Raw genomic sequence first — 18,235 nt, forward strand, 5'->3', positions numbered from 1 at the left:
TGGTATCCTGCGTTGTGTCACCTCCAGATGGACGCCGGACCGCCCGAGGATTAGATCGTCTGCGGCGCATGGGTTGCTGAAGGATGTTCAGGAATGGATCGTGATCTCTGGTCCGGTCTCGCGGTGTTCGAAACTATCGTCGAGGCTGGCAGCTTCGCACGAGCGGCAACGCGTCTTGGATTGTCCGCCTCCGCCTTGAGCCATGCGATGCGGTCGCTTGAGACGAAACTGGGCGTCCGGCTGCTCGACCGTACCACCCGGTCGCTGGCGCCGACGCCCGCAGGCGAGGAACTGCTGGTGCGGTTGAGGCCGGCGATCGCCTCGGTCGCGGGCGCGCTGGCCGATCTCGACAATGCCCGCGAACGGCCGGCGGGGCGGATCCGGGTCAGCGCGCACCGGGTCGCGGCGATCTACGCCATTCTGCCGCGGCTGGCCGACTTTGCGCGCGCCTATCCCGACCTCGCCGTCGAACTGGTGGTCGACGACGGGTTCGTCGACATCGTCGCGGACCGATTTGATTGCGGGGTCCGGCATGCCCAGACCCTGCAGGCCGACATGATATCGGTCCGTATCAGCGCGCCGGTGCCGCTCGTCTTCGTCGCCGCGCCGGCCTACCTCGCCGATCATCCCGCTCCCGTCGATCCCGACGGTATCGCCGCTCATCGTTGTCTGTGTTACCGATACACGTCCTCTGGCGTCGTACACCGCTGGGAATTCGAGCGGGATGGCCGAAAGGTGGAACGGTCAGTCCGCAGCGACTTCATCACCAACGATATCGACGTGATGCGCGACGCTGCAGTGGCAGGGCTGGGGGTGACTTGCCTGCCGCTGCCACATGCCGCGCTGCAACTGGCCGCCGGTACTCTGGTCGAAGTGCTGGCCGACTGGGCACCCACCTTGCCCCCGAATCACCTCTATTATCCGAGCCGACGTCAACCGACTGCCGCCTTTCAGGCCTTCGTGGCGGCAATGCGCATGTGATTGCAAATGTGCTTTGACAAGATTGAGAGCAGTTGATGGTCTGGATGACCACGAGGCGCTTTGGTGAGCGACGTCGCCGTCAACTTTCAAAGACCTAAGGGCATGAACGAGTGTCTGAAGCTGGGAAACGGGACGGCCGGTCCGAACGCCTGTAATTGGGTCTCCGCGGCCGCTGGTTGCCTGATCGCGGCATGACCAAGCTCGTCTGCTCCCAAGGTCTTTCACATCCGGGAACCCGCTGCTTTAAGAGGCTCGAAGACTTTCCGTTTCTCCGTGTCCACCAGCCCATATTGGGAAAGTTTATGCGGGGAAGGGTTTTGGGAAAGCGGTTTACTATGGTGAACGGTCGCGTGGTAAGCACGGCCGGCATACCAGTGAGAGGGCAGTAATGACGGACGCCGCAAACGTAATTGCCGTGGACCACACAGGCTTCGCTGTGTCGTCTTTGGACGAAGCCGTTCGGTTCTGGACGGGAGCGCTCGGTTTCACACTTGAGCGGCAATCGGAGATGGGGGGCGACTTCCTGCATCAGGTGACAGGTGTCGATGATCCGAGTGTGAAAACGGCGATCGTCAAGGCACAAGACGGTCACGTGGTCGAACTGTTGGAATATTCAAACGGGCTCCAGAACGGGACGGTGCCCAGCGGCGCGGGATCGATCGGAGCGGCCCACCTGGCTCTGACCGTAANACGTGGTCGAACTGTTGGAATATTCAAACGGGCTCCAGAACGGGACGGTGCCCAGCGGCGCGGGATCGATCGGAGCGGCCCACCTGGCTCTGACCGTAAAGGATATTCACGTCGCCATTGCCCGCGTCGAAGCAGCAGGATGGAAGGCGAAAGGCAATCCGCTGCCGGTCCCGGGTGGTCCACGGAAGGGAACGTTGGTGGCCTACGTTTCAGGCCCCGATCATATCACGATAGAGCTTATGCAGCCGACAGCCAGTTAATGGGTCGGTAAAAGCTTTGCCGCCTCATCATCCTTTTGAAAGCTGGCGAGGCAGCGGGCAGGGCCAAGGCTCAGCACCTTCTCTGCCGCAATCCTGAATGGATGGCAGAGATTGGGGAGCCAGAAAGAGGCCGCGAATGACCGCAAGTGGGTCTTGGCCGCCGAAACCGACGAAGGAGGTCGGGCAGAGCTCCCGAGCTCATCTATTAGCAGGACCTCTGCGTTTCCGATCCTGCGTCAGCTATCGCTGCCTTTGGCGAATAGGGTCAGAGTTTCGCGCTTGCTCGTTGATCTGAACGTTAGAACCATGCGCGATCACGAGTTCATCGGCTCGTGGGATCAGAACGAGTGACATGCGATCGCGGCTTGGCGGCATCTGCTCGCCAAAGGGCGTTCTGAATGCACCAACTGCCCATCGAAGCACGGCAACCAAAGCTCCTCCGGGCAGGGCGACAACGGATTCAACTGCTTCGAGTGTCAGAGGGACACCCTTGAACATGATGTCGAAGTAAGCACGGTAAGCTCGGTCGACCTGCGCCTTGCCCTGCCAATGCATGCCCACGATGTTCACCCAGTGCACATCACCAGCGTACAGCTTGGCCATCGCGTCCATGTCGGAGGCGTTCCACGCATCGGCGTATCGTTCCGCCAGTCGCTGCACCTTGTCAGCCGTCGTGTTCAGCATCGCCGCCCCTGTCCCACTGCTCATTAACGGCCCTGCCGCAAGTAGCCCCAATATCGTTTGCCGCCGGTCCATGTCGCGTCCTCCATAGGTGCGGGCGGTTTAGCGCTAGCGACACGGCCGCGATTGAACAAAAGCGTCAGCGCCCTCGTGCCCATTCTGCAAAGAAGCTGGTGGGAGGACTTCCGGCGAGGGCACGGCAATCGCGTACAAAGTGTGCCTGATCCGCATAACCGGCGTCGTGGACCAACTCCGTCCAGGTAGCACACGGCGAGCGGACCTTCGCGTCGAGTACCGCATTTAGTCGTACCGTTCGCGCAAACAGTTTGGGGGTGAGGCCGACCTGTCGCTCAAACCGACGCGTGAACTGTCGGTCACTGAGTTCAGCCCCCCGGGCAAGCGAGCGCACGCTCAACCTTCCCCCCGCACGTTGCAACGCAGCAGCGGAAAACGCCACCGGGTCGACGGGGGATAAGCGATCAAGTTTGCTCCTCAACCAGCGCTCTGCGGCGCCGACCCGCTCATCGAAGTTGAAAGCCATCATGACTGCATCCCGCAGATCCGTCCCGGCCGGGCCGATGACGTCGCTGATCGCGATGCCCTCGTTGACCAACGCGGTCATCGGCGTGCCGAACAGAGCATGGAATCCAGCAGGTTCAAATCGGATCGTGAATACATGGATGCTGCCGGACAGGATGAGGCGTGTGCGCCGGTAGCTCTGGGGGCCGACGATCACGACCTCGGGCGCGAATGATGCTGCGCGGTCATCGTGCGAAACCCGGTAGCGGTCCTGCAAATAAAACTCGATGAATTGATCAGGTCTCGCCGGTAAGGGTGATGTCACGGCATGCACGCCAAGCTGCGCTTGCCGCTCGGCATAGGAGCGCACGACGCCCCTGAGACTCGCATCAGCTTGGCGTTGATCGACGATCATGCTGCGTCATCGCGCAACCGAACCGCGCGCGCTAGCTTCATCACTGGCAGAGAGTTCATGACCGACTTCGGCACCGTGCCAACCGTATGAACAAGCGTCTGAAGTTGGGGAGCGGCAATCTAGCTATGAATGGCCAGTTGTGGGTCATTTTCTAACGGGTGACGACGTTCGACTTCATTACCGCAAGCTTGGCGAGGAAGGCGTTTTGGGCTGGAAACGTCACACCCTCGTGACGCATGGCGGCCTGGAGGTTTTCAACCAGCGCATTCATGTCCTTCGCCTGGATCCCGAGATTCTTGTGCGCGGTCGCCATGTCGCGACCGGTATAGCTACAGCCGCCGTTCAACAGGGCGCAGAACTGCTCCTTCAGCGTGCGGCGAAGGCGGATCATGTCCTGCCCCTTGAAGATGTCTCCGATCCGCGGATCGGCCTGGCTCGCCTTCACCAGATCGTCGACGATCCGGTCGATGCCAGCCACCCCGTGAAACGCCTCAAGCATGGCAACGCCCTTGAACGGACCACCGCCGACATTGGCGTCGCTCATCGCATAGGGCGCGACCGGGTCCTCGCCCGGTGGCGTGGGTGTGGTCTGGAGGAGGACGAGCAGGGCAAGCAAGATCATCGAAAACGCTCCCTAGAAGGCCGTCTGGAGCGACAGGAAGCCGCCGCGTTGGCGCTCGGCCGTCGCGATCGATCCGAGATCGACAAGGGCCGCGGTCGCAGTCAGGTTCTTATTGATCGCATAAGCGCCATAGACGGTCTTCCAGTCATTTTCCGTGGCGAACCCGAGATTGTCGGGTTTCGACCGGTATTCGCCGCCGACGACGAGCTGGCGCGAGATTTGATAGCCGAGCGTGCTCTCGACCTGGACGCGGCGATTCGTACCGCGATCGCCACCGAACCCGAGCAGGCCGTTCTGGTTGGCGTTGGTGTAGCGGATCGTGGTGCTGAGCAGGATGCTCTGCCGCAGCAGGAGCTTGGTGGCAGCGACGTAGAGATCGGATCCGCTGGTGTGGCGTCCGCCAACCGCGGCGACGATCTGCGGATCGGAACTGCGCTTGTACTGCATGCCGATCGCGATCTGGGGCAGGTAGGGGCTGCCATAGACGGCATCGCCGGCGACGCGCAGCTTGGCACCGAACACGTCCTGGCTGAGCGTGTAGCCGCGGCCGATACCGAGCGTTGCACCGACGTCGCGTGTGTCGAGATTCTGTCGGGCGTAGCTCAGTTCCCACCGGTCGTGGACGCCGATGGCTGCGCCGTGGCTTTGCCAGCGGTAGTCCGGCAGTAGGATGACCGAGACATGCGCGGACCCGCCGATCCCGTCGACGGTTTCGTTGCCGGCGATCAGAGCCCAGGTGGAGATGCCGCCACCCGAACTGCCTTCGATCGTGGTGACGCCGTTGGTCAGCATCAGCTTGCCGCCGGCGCGACCCTCGCGTGCCGCGCCGGGGGTCGTCGTCATGACGGCGGTCGCCACCGCGACCTTCGCAATACATCCGGCAACAGTCGAAAGCGGAATACGAATCATCCGGCCTTTCTTGGAGACTATTGGTTAATAGTCGGTCTCCCTCGCCAGGCCATCGACGCGTCGCCCGCTCGAAAAGGCATGACAGGCCGATGACGTTTACCGGTTTGCAATTCTCCGACTGTTAGAGGCCGATGCATGCACGTATCTGTCCTCCGCCTGAGTCTGATGTTCGCGGCGTCTGCGCTGCCTGTCGCTGCGCATGCCGGCCCGGTGGTGATCGATGTCCGTGGTTTCGACGGCAAGCCGCTGCCGGGCGCGGTGGTGACGATCGAGACGCCCAAGGCGCCTGGGGTGACGGTGCGGGGGCCGTACATGATCGAGCAGCGGGACATCGCGTTTCAACCGCATGTGCTGATCGTCCCCGTCGGCGCGACGGTCGGCTTCCCCAATCGCGATCGGGTGCGTCACCACGTCTATTCGTTTTCGAAGGCCAGGAAGTTCGACCTGAAACTCTACGGGCAGGAGGAGTCGCGCACCGTCCTGTTCGACCGTCCGGGCGTGGTCCCGCTAGGCTGCAACATTCATGATTCGATGAGCGGGTTCGTGTTCGTGACCGCCACCCCGTTTGCCGGACTGACCGACCAGGCTGGGCATGTCAGCATTGCCGGCGTGCCCCCAGGCACAGCGACGGTCCGCGTCTGGCACCCCTCGATCCGGGCGCCCGGCAGCACTGCGTCCCAGCCGATCGATGTTGCCGCGACCGGCTTTGCCACGACCTTCGTGCTGCACCGGTGATGCCTTTACGCCCGCCGCGGTTCCGCCATCTCCGGACCAAGCTGTCGGTGCTATATGCGAGCCTGTTCGCGGTGACGCTGGTGATACTCGCGTTCGTCGCGCAGGCCATGATCTGGACGCACGCGCGCGACTCCGTGCGCCAGGAACTCATTGCCAGCGGCAGCGTCTACGATCGGATCTGGTCGCTCAGGTCGCAATCGTTGATTGCGTCCGCGAACCTGTTGTCGCGAGATTTTGGATTCCGGGCCGCGGTCGCCAGCGGCGACCGGCCGACGATCGCGTCCGCGCTCGCCAATATCAGCCAACGGGCCGAGGTCACCGCCGCGTTCGTGGTTGATCAGGACGGTCAGGTTACCGGCCCCTCAGGCGCACTTGCCTCGACGGCTGCCCGGTTCCCGTTCGCGGTGCCGGACGGCCGGCGTGACGCGGTTGTAGTGGTGGCGGGGCGGGTGTACCGATTGATCCTCTCACCGGTCATGGCACCGACGCAGATCGGCTGGGTGGTCTTCGCAGTGCGGCTCGACGGCACCGAGATGCGCGCTCTCGAACGCTTGTCCGCGATCCCGCTGATCGCAACGATCATGCGAAGCGATGGCGCAGGGCGCTGGCACGCGGCGGACAGGTCGATCGGATCCGACTCCGCGGTCGACGATCTGGTCGACGCATCGCAATCAACCCGGACTCTTGCGACGCTCAACCTGTCAATCGGACGCGCTTTCGCGATCGCAAAGCCGCTTGCCGGACTAACGCGTCGACCGCAGGCGGCAATTCTAATCCGCTATCCGCTCAACGCCGCACTGACCCCGTACCTGCCGTTGCAGGCGGGCATCGCGCTCGCCGGATTGGCCGGGCTGATCCTCGTCGTGCTCGGCAGCAGGCGGCTGGCGAGGGGGATCGCCGGACCAATCGCCGCGCTGGACGCTGCCGCGCGAGCGCTGGAGGAGGGGGGGCGCGCCCATATCGTCGTGAAGGGCCGCGACGAGATCGGCAGGCTCGCCGCCAGCTTCAATCGGATGTCGGTCGGTATCGTCGAACGCGAGAACCGGATCACGCATCTCGCGTTCCACGACGTCCTCACCGGCCTGCCCAACCGGACGTATTTTCGTCAGTCGCTTGACCAGGCGATCCTTCAAGTCGGGCGGACCGGCGGGGCGATCGCGGTGCTGTGTCTTGATCTTGATCGCTTCAAGGGCGTGAACGACACGCTCGGCCATCCGGTCGGCGATGCGTTGCTGAAAGCGATCGGCGCGATGTTGAGCGAGGTCGCGCCCGACGGGCTGGTTTCGCGACTCGGCGGTGACGAATATGCGGTGATCCTGTCGGGCCAGTTCGATGCCGATCGCCCGCGCGTCCTCGCACAGAGCATCCTCGACGTGATGCGCCAGCCGGTCGAGGCCGATGGCCACCGGATCGCGACGGCGGTCAGCATCGGCATCGCGATCGGCCCGGTCGACGGCGAGGATGCCGACGAACTCCTCAAGAATGCCGATCTCGCACTGTATCTCGCGAAAGAAGACGGTCGCGGCGTCTTCCGGTTCTTCGAACCTGCGCTCGACGCCGCGGCGCGCTGGCGTCGGCAGGTCGAACTCGACCTTCGTGAAGCGATTCAGGCGGGCCATTTCGTCCTCAACTACCAGCCTGTGTTCGACCTGAAGGCCGACCGGATCGGCGGGTTTGAAGCGCTGGTGCGCTGGCATCACCCGGAGCGCGGCATCATTCCCCCGGCCGAATTTATTCCGATCGCCGAGGATACCGGGCTGATCATCGCGATCGGCGAATGGGTGATGCAGGAGGCCTGCCGTCAGGCGATACACTGGCCCGAGCATGTCCGCGTCGCGGTAAACGTGTCGCCGCTGCAGTTTCGCAACACCGGGTTCCAGGCGATCATTCTCCAGGCGCTCTCGCGTAGTGGGCTGGCACCCGACCGGCTCGAGATCGAGATCACAGAATCAGTCTTCCTTGACGGCGAGGGGCCGGTGATCGCGTTGCTGCACAAGCTGCGCGCGATGGGCATCCGGGTTGCGCTCGACGATTTCGGCACCGGCTATTCGTCGCTCAGCTACCTCCGCAGCTTCCCGTTCGACAAGATCAAGATCGACCGCTCGTTCATCACTAGCATCGCCAGCGATCCGAGCGCCGCGGCGATCGTCCGCGCGATCGTAGACTTGGCGACCGCGCTGCACATGGAAACGACCGCCGAGGGCGTCGAAGATATCGGGCAGCTCGACCTGCTGCGCGGCGAGGGCTGCGGTAATATCCAGGGGTTTCTATTCAGCCGACCAGTTGCGAGTTGCCGTATCGCCGGGCTGCTCGAGAATAGAACGAGCCAGGCTGCCTAACGGATGGAAGAGGGGGCATCCCCTCAAGGCGGCGCACGACGTCTGAAGATGGCCGGATATCCAAAACCCGACTTTCACGCCAGATTACCCGGACGACGGTTTTGTCTCACTTTTTGCTCTCCGAGGCCGGCTTTGGTGGCCGATCGAGACCGTCTGGCTAAGATTAACGAGCGTCTGAAGTTGGGAAAGCCGGGGAGGCCTCTGAACAGCGACTTATGGGTCGTCCTTCGTTAGGGTCAGGACCCATTGATGTGAGAGGCGCGATCTGATTCAGGCTCCGTGAGGAGAGCGTGGATGAGCGACCTGTACTGGCTGACGGATGAGCAGATGGCGCGTCTGCAACCGTTCTTTCCCAAGAGCCATGGCAAGCCTCGGGTCGATGATCGGCGGGTGCTCAGCGGCATCGTTTTCGTCAATCGCAACGGGCTACGCTGGTGTGATGCGCCGAAGGACTATGGGCCGCACAAGACGCACTACAATCGCTGGAAGCGGTGGGGCGAGAGGGGTGTCTTCTTGCGCATGATGGAGGGGCTCGCGGCAGCGGAAGCCGTACCGAAAACGGTCATGATCGACGCGACCTACCTGAAGGCACACCGCACGGCATCGAGTCTGCGGGAAAAAAAAGGGGATCTCGGCCGCCTGATCGGCCGCACGAAAGGCGGCATGAACACCAGTCTGCACGCCGTCAGCGATGCGGATGGGCGGCCCTTGAGCTTCTTCATGACCGCCGGGCAGGTCAGCGACTACACCGGCGCGGCAGCCTTGCTCGACGATCTGCCGAAAGCACAGTGGCTGCTTGGCGACCGTGGTTATGACGCCGATTGGTTCAGGGACGCCCTGGAAGCCAAGGGCATCCAGCCATGCATCCCGGGCCGCAGATCGCGCAACGAGCCGGTCAAATACGACAAGCGCCGCTACCGGCGCCGCAGCCGCATCGAGATCATGTTCGGCTGTCTGAAGGATTGGCGCCGCGTCGCCACTCGCTACGACCGCTGCCCAACCGTCTTCTTCTCTGCCGTCGCGCTCGCGGCCACCGTCATCTTCTGGCTCTGACCAATGAGTCCTGACCCTAGCAGCGCGGCACATCGACGCACCGCATTAGCTGTCTGAGCTTGAGAACGTCTTGGCCGGTCGCAAGCGAAACGATGATGACGAGAACTACAGGGCAGGTTCGGCGTTCGATAGAGCCGGGCAATCGATAAGCGCCCCGCGTGTCCGTGTGACTGAAACAGGCGGGGCGCTGAGGTACTCTACACTTGAAGCGAAAGCCTCGAGCCAGGCAGTACCGCGGCGTGGTTAAATCATGGTGAAGCACCCCGCCCGCTCCGTGTGACACCGCATATGCCGCGGGCGGGATACCGAGCCTTCGCCGTCTTGGGTAAGCGAGCTCGCTTCATGGTGTCGCTGATGCCAGCCGAGACTACAAGACGAACGGCCTGATCCATTCCCGGATCGGGACGGTGCCGATGTCTCGCTCCCAAACAATCCAGCGCGTTAAGCCATCGCCACCTTCGTACGCGTCGAGGTGTGTCCGCCCGACCGATACAGCACATCCGCTGCCTCCTCAGACGTGATGCCTGCCGCATTGGTGTCGACCGAGACAAAAACGCCACCCTCGTTGATCCGGCCTTCGTAATAGCTGGCATCGACGCGGCTTACACCGTGGTCGGTCATCACCTTCTCCAGCCCGCTAACAGCGCCGCCAAGGGCTGCCCCGGTTACCGCTGCAGCGGGGATCGCCGCGGATGCGATCGCGCCAGCAGCGACCAGTGGACCGACGCCTGGAATGGCAAGGGCAGCGATACCGAGCAGCGTGCCGATACCAGCGCCGGCAGCAACCTTGCCGACGAACTCCTGGGTGTCGCCGTTGCCATCTGTGGTCGTGTTTTTGCCGTCGTGCTGAGCTACGATCGAAATGGCGCTGTCATTGACACCGGCAGCGCGAAGCTCCGACACGGCGCGCTCTGCTTCGGCGTGATTGTCGAAGACGGCGGATACCAAGTTCGTGGTCATCATTAGATCCAGTCGATAATGGCGGTTAAAGATGAGCTTAGAAGTCGCGCCGACTTCCTATCGTTCCAGATATTGAGGGTTAGCGCCGTAGTAACCTTGATTGTTGCGACAAAGCGCAAGGAGGCGCTGCACCGGCGATTAACTCGCTATGCCGATCAACAATGATCGAGATATTCACTGGCACGAGCTATAACGATTGCTGCTAAAACCCAGTTGCTTCCATCTCGCACCGCGTTCTCGATCACGGCGCGCTCCAATAACCGAAGATTCCCGCCTGGCAGCTTACGGTCCTGCTTAACCTCCCGAGCAAATATCAACCGGACGCCCCCGATCGTTGCGCAAGCCCGATAGGAATGAGCAGATCATGCGGCTGTATCGGCTCGGCCGGACTGAAAATCAGATGGCCGAATTGCTGGGATGTACGCCTCGAATAGTCTACCGCTTGTGGCATGGCCGCGCGCACCGCGCACGACGCCGCAGAGGCGGTAAATTCCGAGCACGCTCGGCAATGCTACAAGCGTAGGATCGTTCTTTCATAGTAGCAGGTCTGCGTCCGAAACCCCCGCCACCGACCCGATCCGACTATAAACAAAGTACGTCAGGTCGCCGACAGCGAAGGCGCCGTCATATTCCAGGCTCGTTAGCCGCGCGCGTGCATCTGTCGTAATCACCACTTGACCGCCTCCCGTGAAATCGAGGTCGCGGTCTGACCCGAACAAGATCACCCCGTCACCATCCTTGTCTATAATTTTTCGGGTCGTCACGAGCACATCGTCTAGGCCAAAGTCTCCAATACGGTCATTGCCTAAGCCACTGCCAGTAAACAGGAAAACGTCTCCGTCAGTACCGCCGAGCAAAAGGTCATTGCCTAATCCGCCCTCCAACAGGTCGCGTCCCGCCAGGCCAGACAACGAGTCCGCACCTGCGAGTCCACGCAGCACATCGCCGCCTGGTGTCCCGATCAGCGTATCCGCATCTGCCGTGCCCGAAGGATCGTCGCTACGTAGTTTGATCTCAACGACGATGCTGTCAGTGCCGGTCTCGAACGTCTGGCCGCTTGCGGTAATCCGGATTGCTATGGTTTCTTCGCTCTCGACTGCGGCATCGTCCAGCACGGCAATTCTACCAAGGTTGATCAGGTAGTCGCCTGCGGCCGATTGGGTAACGGAGAAGGTGCCAGAGAAGCTGCCTACATTCACGTCTGCGCCGTTGGCGGCGGTCGATCGATCGTTCAAGAACGACATCGTCACCGCGGTACCGACATTCGTCACGTTCTTGAGTGTTAGTCCTAGCGTGAACGAGGAATCCACACCTTCAGTAACCAACGTGGGCGCCGTCACGAATGCAGTCGCGAGGTCAGCCGCGGCGATGAAGGTCGGTGCGTACCCGCTAAAATTGTCCGCAGTAAGCGATGCTGCGCTAACATTCTCTAGGCGGGCAAGCGTCTGGAAACCGGCATTACGGCCGAATGCGCCATCGCGGTCAATCTGAAATAGAGTGTCCGGTCCCGCTTGAACCAAGCGAAGATAACCGCTCGCACCGAACGGATTGGACCCGTCCCAGCCTTGGAAGCCAAAGGCGAAATTAGACGTAATCTCAATGTTGTCGCCGGCAACCCCACTGGTAAAGTCGGTGATTACCGGGACCGCATTTTGGGCCGCGAAGCTCGACAGTTCTACTTGGTCGCGCCCAGCCCCTAGCGTTGCTCGTACGGCGCCTGGACCGTTCCCCAACATGAGCCGATCCGCACCTTCGCCAAGATCAATAGTACCCGTGCCGGTTGTGAACACATAGTATCCGACGCGGTCATCGCCCGATCCACCGTCAACTCGTATCGTCTCAGCTACGGTCGTCGGGCCACTGGGGGAGTGGGAAACGGTGATAATGTCGTTTCCCGTCCCGCCGCGAAGCGTGTCTGAGCCACCATTGTCGCTGATGAAGTCGTCCCCATCGCCGCCGTCGACTACGTCATCGCCGAAGCCGCCCTGGATATTGTCTGACCCCGCACCTCCATCGATGATGTCATTCCCACTGCGCCCGTCGATCTGATCGAACCCACCCAACCCTGTGATGGTGTCTGCACCGACGGTTCCCGTCAGGCTCTCCGAATTTTCGGTGCCGGAGATTACTGCGCCTTGAACTGGATCGCCAGAGGGCGCGTACCCGCCTATATTGGCGGCTGTGAACGCCCTCGCATCGGCGTTACTGAATCGGATCAGCGTCGTGAAGCTCGACCCTGTTCCAACAATGCCGTCGCGATCAAATTCGAGCAATGCATCGGCATCCGACTGGCGTAGGCGCAGATGTCCGCTGGCTCCAAACGGATTTGATCCATCAAAATTTGATGCGTTCCGCGCCAGATAATCACCGATGTCGAACACGTCGCCAAGGTCGCCGACTTGAAAATCAGTCAGCACGGGTGCCGAATTCAAAAACGCTGACTGCTGAAGCGTCACTGTGTCACGACCAGCGCCGGTGCTGATCGTCACGGCCGCGTTTGATATAAACCCGAGAGATATCTTATCTGCGCCATCGCCCAAGTCGACGGTCATAGTACCTCGCGCTGAGGAATTGAGTTCGACCCGATCGTCGCCAGTCCCTGCCTCGACAACCAATGTTTCAAGCGCACCAATTGAGCCATAATGGCCGACACTGATCGAGTCCGCCCCGGTGCCGCCGCGCAGCGTGTCCGACCCGCTCGCGAAATCCGTGATGAAGTCGTTTCCATCGCCCCCATCAAGGACGTCATCACCCGCGCCGCCCTCGATACTATCGCTATCAGCACCGCCGTCGATGACGTCGTTTCCGCCCCTGCCGTTGATCTGGTCGAACCCGCTGAAGCCGTTGATCACGTCGTCGCCGTCGGTGCCCTGAAGGTTATCCCCAGCCGACGTTCCATCGATACGCATGAACCTCTCCCCACCTGATACTTAGCCCGCACATTGATTTGAGGGCGTTGCCAGTACAAGACGAGTCAAAGGGCCGAAAAGGGCCTAACGACCCAAAGCGCTACATTCGCCTCGTATTTGAGGCGGTCCGGTTCTTTCATTTTTTGGCAACCCCGCCTCCAGAATATCCTGTGAAACGGAGGGGGCAGTACAATGACTGAAGAAGCTGAGCGCGCTCGAGCATATCACGAAGCGCGATGCCAACAGGAGCTGCAGCGAATTAACAAGTCGCGGTGCGAGCGGTCAAGGCACGCCCATATCCGCCTTTTTCAGCTTCACAAGTCGATGACGGTCAACCCGGCAAACGGCCTGCCGACAGCTACCTTAGCGACGGTGGTCCAATAGGCGTCTCGCCAACTGAAGCACAGCTGGCGTAAAATCAGTGTCTACTCCGCTGCGTCCGCAGCCTTGCGCTTTCGCGGCGAAGGTTTAGCCGCCTCGGCCTTGCCTGGTTTCGCTTTTTCAGACTGGCGGCCTAGCCCGATCTTTAGCGCAATCGCTCGGCGGTTATCGGAATAATTTGCAGCGACAATCGGGTAGTCAAGCTTAAGGCCATAGCGCACCCGATATTCTGCTGGCGTCATGCCATGCGTCGACAGATGGCGGCGCAACGTCTTGTACTTCTTCCCATCGATCATGCTGATGATGGGGTCAGGATCGGAAAGAGACTTTCTTACTGATACCGCAGGCACATCTTCGGCAGGCTAGTCGGTAGCCATGCTCGTCGCTTCCACACTACCCGCCAGTGCGGCGATTGAGTCGCGCATTGTGTTTAGAAACGCGGTGACCTCAGCAGCCGACACCCGCGTGTTGGGGTTGCTCAACCACGCGACCGTTAGTTTCATCGCCAATTCAATAGTATTGAACTCACCAGTATGCTCGGACATCGGACCCTCCATTGCAGCGCGAAATGCTTACTTAGTATCGCCGCCGGCTGGCGCATTGGTAACATAAGCTGTCAGCCTGAAAAGCATCAGACCCCGGTCGTTCGTCACGTCGACAACAAAATCACTACCGTCCCATAAGACAGCTGGTTCTCCATGCATTATCTGACCTGCAAAAACGATAGCATGCTTCCTTGCAGCCGCGTCATCAACCAATTCAGTGCCCTCACTATCAGGGTCATGCCGGTCGTCAGCGGTATTGAAGAAGTATCGTGCCATCGTGATGCTCCTCTGATCTCCCAAACGGGCACGGAGATCACAGGTTGCTGCTTTTCACAAAAGACGTGCTGCCGTGGATCAGTATCAAGTTTGTCCGCAGCGCGCATTCGTTGGAGGCGACGGGATGGTAAGCCCGGGGTTCAGTCTATGCCCGGCCTTCGACTCACGTAGCTGGAACGACTTTGCGTCTACGGAGGGAACGTCGAGACGGGCATCAAGAGCAACTTAGGTCAGTTACCGGGGCGGCATACCCAAGCGTACCGAGGGTGTATTGCATTATCACGGTCGCTCCGCGAGTGAGGGGCATGCCTCACGCCAGCAACATCGTCTATTGCGACGGTCCGGAAAGCCCCCACGCCTTCGACATCGTTCCGCTCCAGCCGCGTAAAGGCAGCCTGGATGCTATGTGTCCGGTCTGCCAGGGCAGAGGTCAGTGGAATACCGAGATTGATCTCGTCAGTTTTCGCTGCAAGCGCACTGCATGCGATCGGTGCCACGGTGCGGGATGGGTTGAGACCGGCTCCGACTTGGTAGGACTGCCCGATATTGAGATCGCGCCGGGAGGCTACCCCCGATGGACTTTGCGCTTCGAACCGTCCGACGAAGCCTCGCAGATTGACCCAGAGGCGCCAGGCCTATCGCAGCCATGACCGGCAACGGAGCGTCTTTGGCGTTAGCATATTGCGGCAGTGGGCAAGACGCTGTCTTGTGGCGCTTGCCTCTTTCATACCGTAAAATCAGGCATCGTTAGCAATAGAAGGGGAGCAAGCTCGGGCCAGTTGCGTCATCGTGAAGGGTTTAGCAAGATACCGAACGCGAGAGGGGAGTCCAACCGGTTCGGGGTCGCCAGACATGACTATAATAGTTGATGGCAGTGCCGTTGCCCCGTGTTTAATTAGATCCACGACCGTCATTTGCCCGGCAGAGCAACATCACAAAGTAAAACCGAAATGGAATATTCGTCAAGCGCGCGTGCAGCCAATTCGACTGTGTCAACAGCAATTACATAATATCCCAATTCCGTAAGCATTTCGCTTGTCATCGAGCCCACCAAAGCGTTATCTTCAAGGACCAGAGCTTTTGTAACCATTACCACGGCACTGAGGCCCTAATCTCGTTGGATTGTGCGGAGTGTCTTGAGACAATGAAATCGCTGTCGAGGTTCACCACCATTCTCCTGGTAGAAGATGATAATGTAATCAGAATGTTAGTTAACGAGTACCTCGAAGAGTTTGGGTACCGTGTAGTAGTCGTGGCTAGTGGTGACGATGCTTTACCAATATTGGTAAACAATAAAGAAATAGACTTGCTTATAACCGACGTGCGAATGCCGGGTAAATTAAATGGTTTCGATTTGATTGAAGAGGCGTCTCGCCTGCGCCCGACATTGAAGACAATCGTAATGTCGGGGCATACAGGTGAAACTAATAATCGAGCCGATGTAGCAGATCGTTTTATCGCGAAACCATTCACCGTAAACAATCTTGGAATTGCGATTGAGAGCCTACTCGGCTTGAGGAACGCCGCATAGCCTAGGTTTTTTAACTAAATGCCTAAAGGCTTCTTATATCGAAGCTATGGTCAGGACCCATTGATGTGAGAGGCGCGATCTGATTCAGGCTCCGTGAGAAGAGCGTGGGATCAGCGACCTGTACTGGCTGACGGACGAACAGATGCCGCGCCTGCGGCCATATTTCCCTCAAGAGCCATGGTAAGCCGCTAGTTAACGACCGGCGGGTGTTGAGCGGCATCGTTTTCGTGAACCGCAATGGACTGCGCTGGCGTGATGCGCCCAGCACCGCCGTAAACGGCTGCGCCGTAAAATGGCTTCGCTTTGGCTAAAATTCGGGCTCGGCCCTTACTTGTTGCCTGTGCTCAATGGTCAACATGCGGAACGCCTAGATCACCGCCCATGTCTTCCGCCCGAGCCGACGAATGGCCTGCCGCGCCGGGGCTAAGCAGTAGCGATTAAAAATCAGACAGATTATAATGGCATCACGGGAACATGCCTGTGGTATTAGAGATTAAGTTTTAGCCGGCAAGCTTAGCGTCTTCGCGCAAACTCAAGGACGCAGAGGCGGTAAGGGTCACAAAGGAACATTCCACCCCTGTCGCAAGCATGTTGTAGCTTTCCGCAGCCCGTTCGGTAATCATGGCAGCATGCAAGACGTGATCTTACCGTCAAAGGGCCAGTTCCTACGCGAAGACGCTATCCGCGGCGGGATGGATTTGCTCTTCTTCGCGCACACCCGCCACCTGAAGCACGCGGACGAGGCGTTAGCAGCGGCCGGGCTAGGGTCAGGACCCATTGATGTGAGAGGCGCGATCTGATTCAGGCTCCGTGAGGAGAGCGTGGATGTCCACCATGTCGGGATTGCCGAGAAGGACGGACATGACGAACCCTATCTGTTCGTTGACGATGCCGAGGGTCTCGTCACCTGCGTCCAGATGGGTACGATCGAGTTCCACGGCTGGGGTGCGCGGATCAAAGACGTCGAGAAGGCCGACCGGCTGGTGTTCGATCTTGATCCTGATGAAGGCCTCGATTTCAAGGACGTCATTTCCGCGGCCCTTCATGTTCGCGACGTGTTGGCCCAGATGGGTCTCAAGACCTTTCCGATGGTGACGGGCGGAAAGGGCATTCACGTCATCGCGCCGCTAACACCGCAAGACGAGTGGCCGGCCGTGAAGGATTTCGCACACCGCTTGGCACTCGTCCTGGCCCAGTCCGAACCCGATCGATTTACCGCAGCCCTTGCAAAGGCCAAGCGAACCGGACGCATCTTCATCGACTATTTGCGCAATCAGCGCGGGGCGACGGCAGTTATGCCGTACAGCGCTCGTGCTCGCGAGGGCGCGCCCGTTGCCGTGCCTATCACGTGGAAAGAGCTCGCTAAACTCGATCGCGCATCGGGCTGGCATATCGGCGATGCAGGCGCGCTGCTGAAGCGCGCAGCGTCAAAGGATCTGGTCGGTTGGGGACGCGCTGACCAAATTTTGCCCGACCTATGATCGACTCTCTTCGCCCGGTGCGCCGATGAAGATCGCGACTTACAACGTGAATGGCATCAACGGTCGCCTGCCGGTGCTTCTGCGCTGCCTGGAGGAAGCACAGCCCGACGTCGTCTGCCTGCAGGAACTGAAGGCGCCGGACGAGAAGTTCCCATTGAGCGCGATCGAGGCGGCTGGTTATGGCGCGATCTGGCAGGGTCAAAAGAGCTGGAACGGCGTCGCCATCCTCGCCCGGGGCGCCGAACCCGTCGAGACCCGACGGGGGTTGCCGGGCGACCCGGACGACGTGCAGAGCCGCTATCTCGAAGCGGCCGTTGGCGGTATCCTGATAGCAGGCTTCTATCTACCCAATGGCAATCCGAGGCCGGGTCCGAAGTTCGACTACAAGCTCGCCTGGATGGAACGCTTGATCGCCCATGCGGCCACGCTGTTCGGCACCGATGCGCCGGTCGTGCTGGCCGGCGATTACAATGTGATGCCGACCGAGATGGACGTCTACAAGCCGGAACGATGGATCAAGGACGCGCTGTTTGCGCCAGAAGTCCGAGCCGCGTTCTTTCGTTTGATCGATCAGGGTTGGCTGGATGCGCTGCGGGCAAAGCATCCCGACGAAACGATCTACACGTTCTGGGACTACTTCAGGAACGCGTATGGTCGCAATGCCGGGCTAAGGCTCGATCATCTTCTCCTGAACGCCCCTGCGGCCGCGCGACTGGCGGACGCGCAGGTCGATCATCACGTCCGGGGCTGGGAGAAGTCCAGCGACCATGCCCCTGTCTGGATGAAACTGAAGGCCGCGAGACGGAAGCGTTCCGCAACCTGATTGTCGGGCCGGCGCAAGCGATCGTTACACTGTGCACTTGATAATGCGCCGGCTTGGGACGCCCGTCCAAAGCCGCTGAGGCCTGCAGGCGCAGGTCGCCATCCCGCGTAATTTCGGGCACTGCG

Annotated in this window: 18 protein-coding genes and 2 pseudogenes; 11 read left to right on the plus strand and 9 right to left on the minus strand. The window is 60.3% G+C overall.

Annotated features, from left to right (window positions below):
• The first annotated feature begins 93 nt into the window (after window positions 1–93).
• From ASE72_RS17205 to ASE72_RS21120, 3 genes are all read left to right on the plus strand, one after another.
• Entirely contained in the window at window positions 94–981 is an 888-nt protein-coding gene (locus ASE72_RS17205; RefSeq protein ID WP_056024513.1) for a LysR family transcriptional regulator, read from the plus strand.
• Window positions 982–1,369: 388 nt separating this feature from the next.
• The coding region (locus tag ASE72_RS20340) for a VOC family protein (RefSeq protein ID WP_156350638.1) at window positions 1,370–1,670 on the plus strand (301 nt) is incomplete at its 3' end.
• 48 nt (window positions 1,671–1,718) lie between these two features.
• Complete coding sequence (locus ASE72_RS21120; RefSeq protein WP_327196495.1) at window positions 1,719–1,931, plus strand: VOC family protein; 213 nt, start codon at window positions 1,719–1,721, stop codon at window positions 1,929–1,931.
• A 240-nt stretch (window positions 1,932–2,171) separates the two neighbouring features.
• Here the strand turns inward: ASE72_RS21120 and ASE72_RS17215 are convergent, their stop codons facing one another.
• The 4 genes from ASE72_RS17215 to ASE72_RS17230 all read right to left on the minus strand — a co-directional run bounded on the left by ASE72_RS17215 (window position 2,172) and on the right by ASE72_RS17230 (window position 5,077).
• Complete coding sequence (locus ASE72_RS17215; protein ID WP_162235496.1) at window positions 2,172–2,615, minus strand: SgcJ/EcaC family oxidoreductase; 444 nt, start codon at window positions 2,613–2,615, stop codon at window positions 2,172–2,174.
• 136 nt (window positions 2,616–2,751) lie between these two features.
• Window positions 2,752–3,546, minus strand: coding sequence for an AraC family transcriptional regulator (locus tag ASE72_RS17220; protein ID WP_056024520.1), 795 nt, complete (start codon window positions 3,544–3,546; stop codon window positions 2,752–2,754).
• Window positions 3,547–3,697: 151 nt separating this feature from the next.
• Window positions 3,698–4,168: a group I truncated hemoglobin gene (locus tag ASE72_RS17225; RefSeq protein WP_056024523.1), complete on the minus strand. Its 471-nt coding sequence runs from the start codon at window positions 4,166–4,168 to the stop codon at window positions 3,698–3,700.
• Between the two features lie 12 nt (window positions 4,169–4,180).
• Window positions 4,181–5,077, minus strand: a complete 897-nt coding sequence (locus ASE72_RS17230; protein ID WP_056024526.1) for a DUF3034 family protein — start codon at window positions 5,075–5,077, stop codon at window positions 4,181–4,183.
• A gap of 135 nt (window positions 5,078–5,212) precedes the next feature.
• Here ASE72_RS17230 and ASE72_RS17235 point away from each other — a divergent pair, with 135 nt between their 5' ends.
• The 3 genes from ASE72_RS17235 to ASE72_RS19810 all read left to right on the plus strand — a co-directional run bounded on the left by ASE72_RS17235 (window position 5,213) and on the right by ASE72_RS19810 (window position 9,204).
• Window positions 5,213–5,812, plus strand: a complete 600-nt coding sequence (locus ASE72_RS17235; protein ID WP_056024529.1) for a hypothetical protein — start codon at window positions 5,213–5,215, stop codon at window positions 5,810–5,812.
• The gene (locus ASE72_RS17240; protein WP_056024533.1) at window positions 5,812–8,151 is read left to right on the plus strand and encodes a putative bifunctional diguanylate cyclase/phosphodiesterase; all 2,340 of its coding nucleotides are present in this window, start codon (window positions 5,812–5,814) and stop codon (window positions 8,149–8,151) included. The genes ASE72_RS17235 and ASE72_RS17240 overlap by 1 nt, the downstream gene beginning before the upstream one ends.
• Window positions 8,152–8,445: 294 nt before the next feature.
• Complete coding sequence (locus ASE72_RS19810; protein ID WP_082446249.1) at window positions 8,446–9,204, plus strand: IS5 family transposase; 759 nt, start codon at window positions 8,446–8,448, stop codon at window positions 9,202–9,204.
• Between the two features lie 441 nt (window positions 9,205–9,645).
• Here ASE72_RS19810 and ASE72_RS17250 read toward each other — a convergent pair whose 3' ends face one another.
• Window positions 9,646–10,164 carry a general stress protein gene (locus ASE72_RS17250; protein ID WP_156350605.1) on the minus strand — a complete coding sequence of 173 codons (519 nt, stop codon included), beginning with the start codon at window positions 10,162–10,164 and terminating at the stop codon, window positions 9,646–9,648.
• 310 nt (window positions 10,165–10,474) lie between these two features.
• Between ASE72_RS17250 and ASE72_RS21230 the strand changes: the two genes are divergently transcribed.
• Window positions 10,475–10,687, plus strand: a complete 213-nt coding sequence (locus tag ASE72_RS21230; protein ID WP_156350640.1) for a helix-turn-helix domain-containing protein — start codon at window positions 10,475–10,477, stop codon at window positions 10,685–10,687.
• A gap of 10 nt (window positions 10,688–10,697) precedes the next feature.
• On the opposite strand, the gene ASE72_RS17255 is transcribed toward ASE72_RS21230, so the two are convergent.
• The 4 genes from ASE72_RS17255 to ASE72_RS20355 form a co-directional block, all read right to left on the minus strand.
• The gene (locus ASE72_RS17255) at window positions 10,698–13,073 is read right to left on the minus strand and encodes a calcium-binding protein (protein ID WP_056024539.1); all 2,376 of its coding nucleotides are present in this window, start codon (window positions 13,071–13,073) and stop codon (window positions 10,698–10,700) included.
• Window positions 13,074–13,498: 425 nt separating this feature from the next.
• Window positions 13,499–13,750, minus strand: a complete 252-nt coding sequence (locus ASE72_RS21125) for a MucR family transcriptional regulator (RefSeq protein WP_443024786.1) — start codon at window positions 13,748–13,750, stop codon at window positions 13,499–13,501.
• 66 nt (window positions 13,751–13,816) lie between these two features.
• Window positions 13,817–13,999, minus strand: coding sequence for a hypothetical protein (locus tag ASE72_RS21130; protein WP_327196493.1), 183 nt, complete (start codon window positions 13,997–13,999; stop codon window positions 13,817–13,819).
• Window positions 14,000–14,026: 27 nt separating this feature from the next.
• Window positions 14,027–14,275 carry a DUF6894 family protein gene (locus tag ASE72_RS20355; RefSeq protein WP_156350607.1) on the minus strand — a complete coding sequence of 83 codons (249 nt, stop codon included), beginning with the start codon at window positions 14,273–14,275 and terminating at the stop codon, window positions 14,027–14,029.
• A gap of 1,144 nt (window positions 14,276–15,419) precedes the next feature.
• On the opposite strand from ASE72_RS20355, the gene ASE72_RS19820 reads away from it, so the two are divergent.
• The 4 genes and pseudogenes from ASE72_RS19820 (at window position 15,420) to xth (ending at window position 18,110) form a co-directional block, all read left to right on the plus strand.
• The gene (locus ASE72_RS19820) at window positions 15,420–15,806 is read left to right on the plus strand and encodes a response regulator (protein WP_082446251.1); all 387 of its coding nucleotides are present in this window, start codon (window positions 15,420–15,422) and stop codon (window positions 15,804–15,806) included.
• Between the two features lie 109 nt (window positions 15,807–15,915).
• Window positions 15,916–16,069, plus strand: a pseudogene (locus ASE72_RS19825) (transposase); the annotation flags it as partial.
• A gap of 564 nt (window positions 16,070–16,633) precedes the next feature.
• A pseudogene (gene ligD / locus ASE72_RS17265) lies at window positions 16,634–17,287 on the plus strand (non-homologous end-joining DNA ligase); the annotation flags it as partial.
• Window positions 17,288–17,312: 25 nt separating this feature from the next.
• Window positions 17,313–18,110, plus strand: a complete 798-nt coding sequence (xth, locus tag ASE72_RS17270; RefSeq protein WP_056024545.1) for an exodeoxyribonuclease III — start codon at window positions 17,313–17,315, stop codon at window positions 18,108–18,110.
• Window positions 18,111–18,235: the final 125 nt, after the last annotated feature.

It is taken from the genome of Sphingomonas sp. Leaf20 (assembly GCF_001421535.1).
GTDB lineage: Bacteria > Pseudomonadota > Alphaproteobacteria > Sphingomonadales > Sphingomonadaceae > Sphingomonas.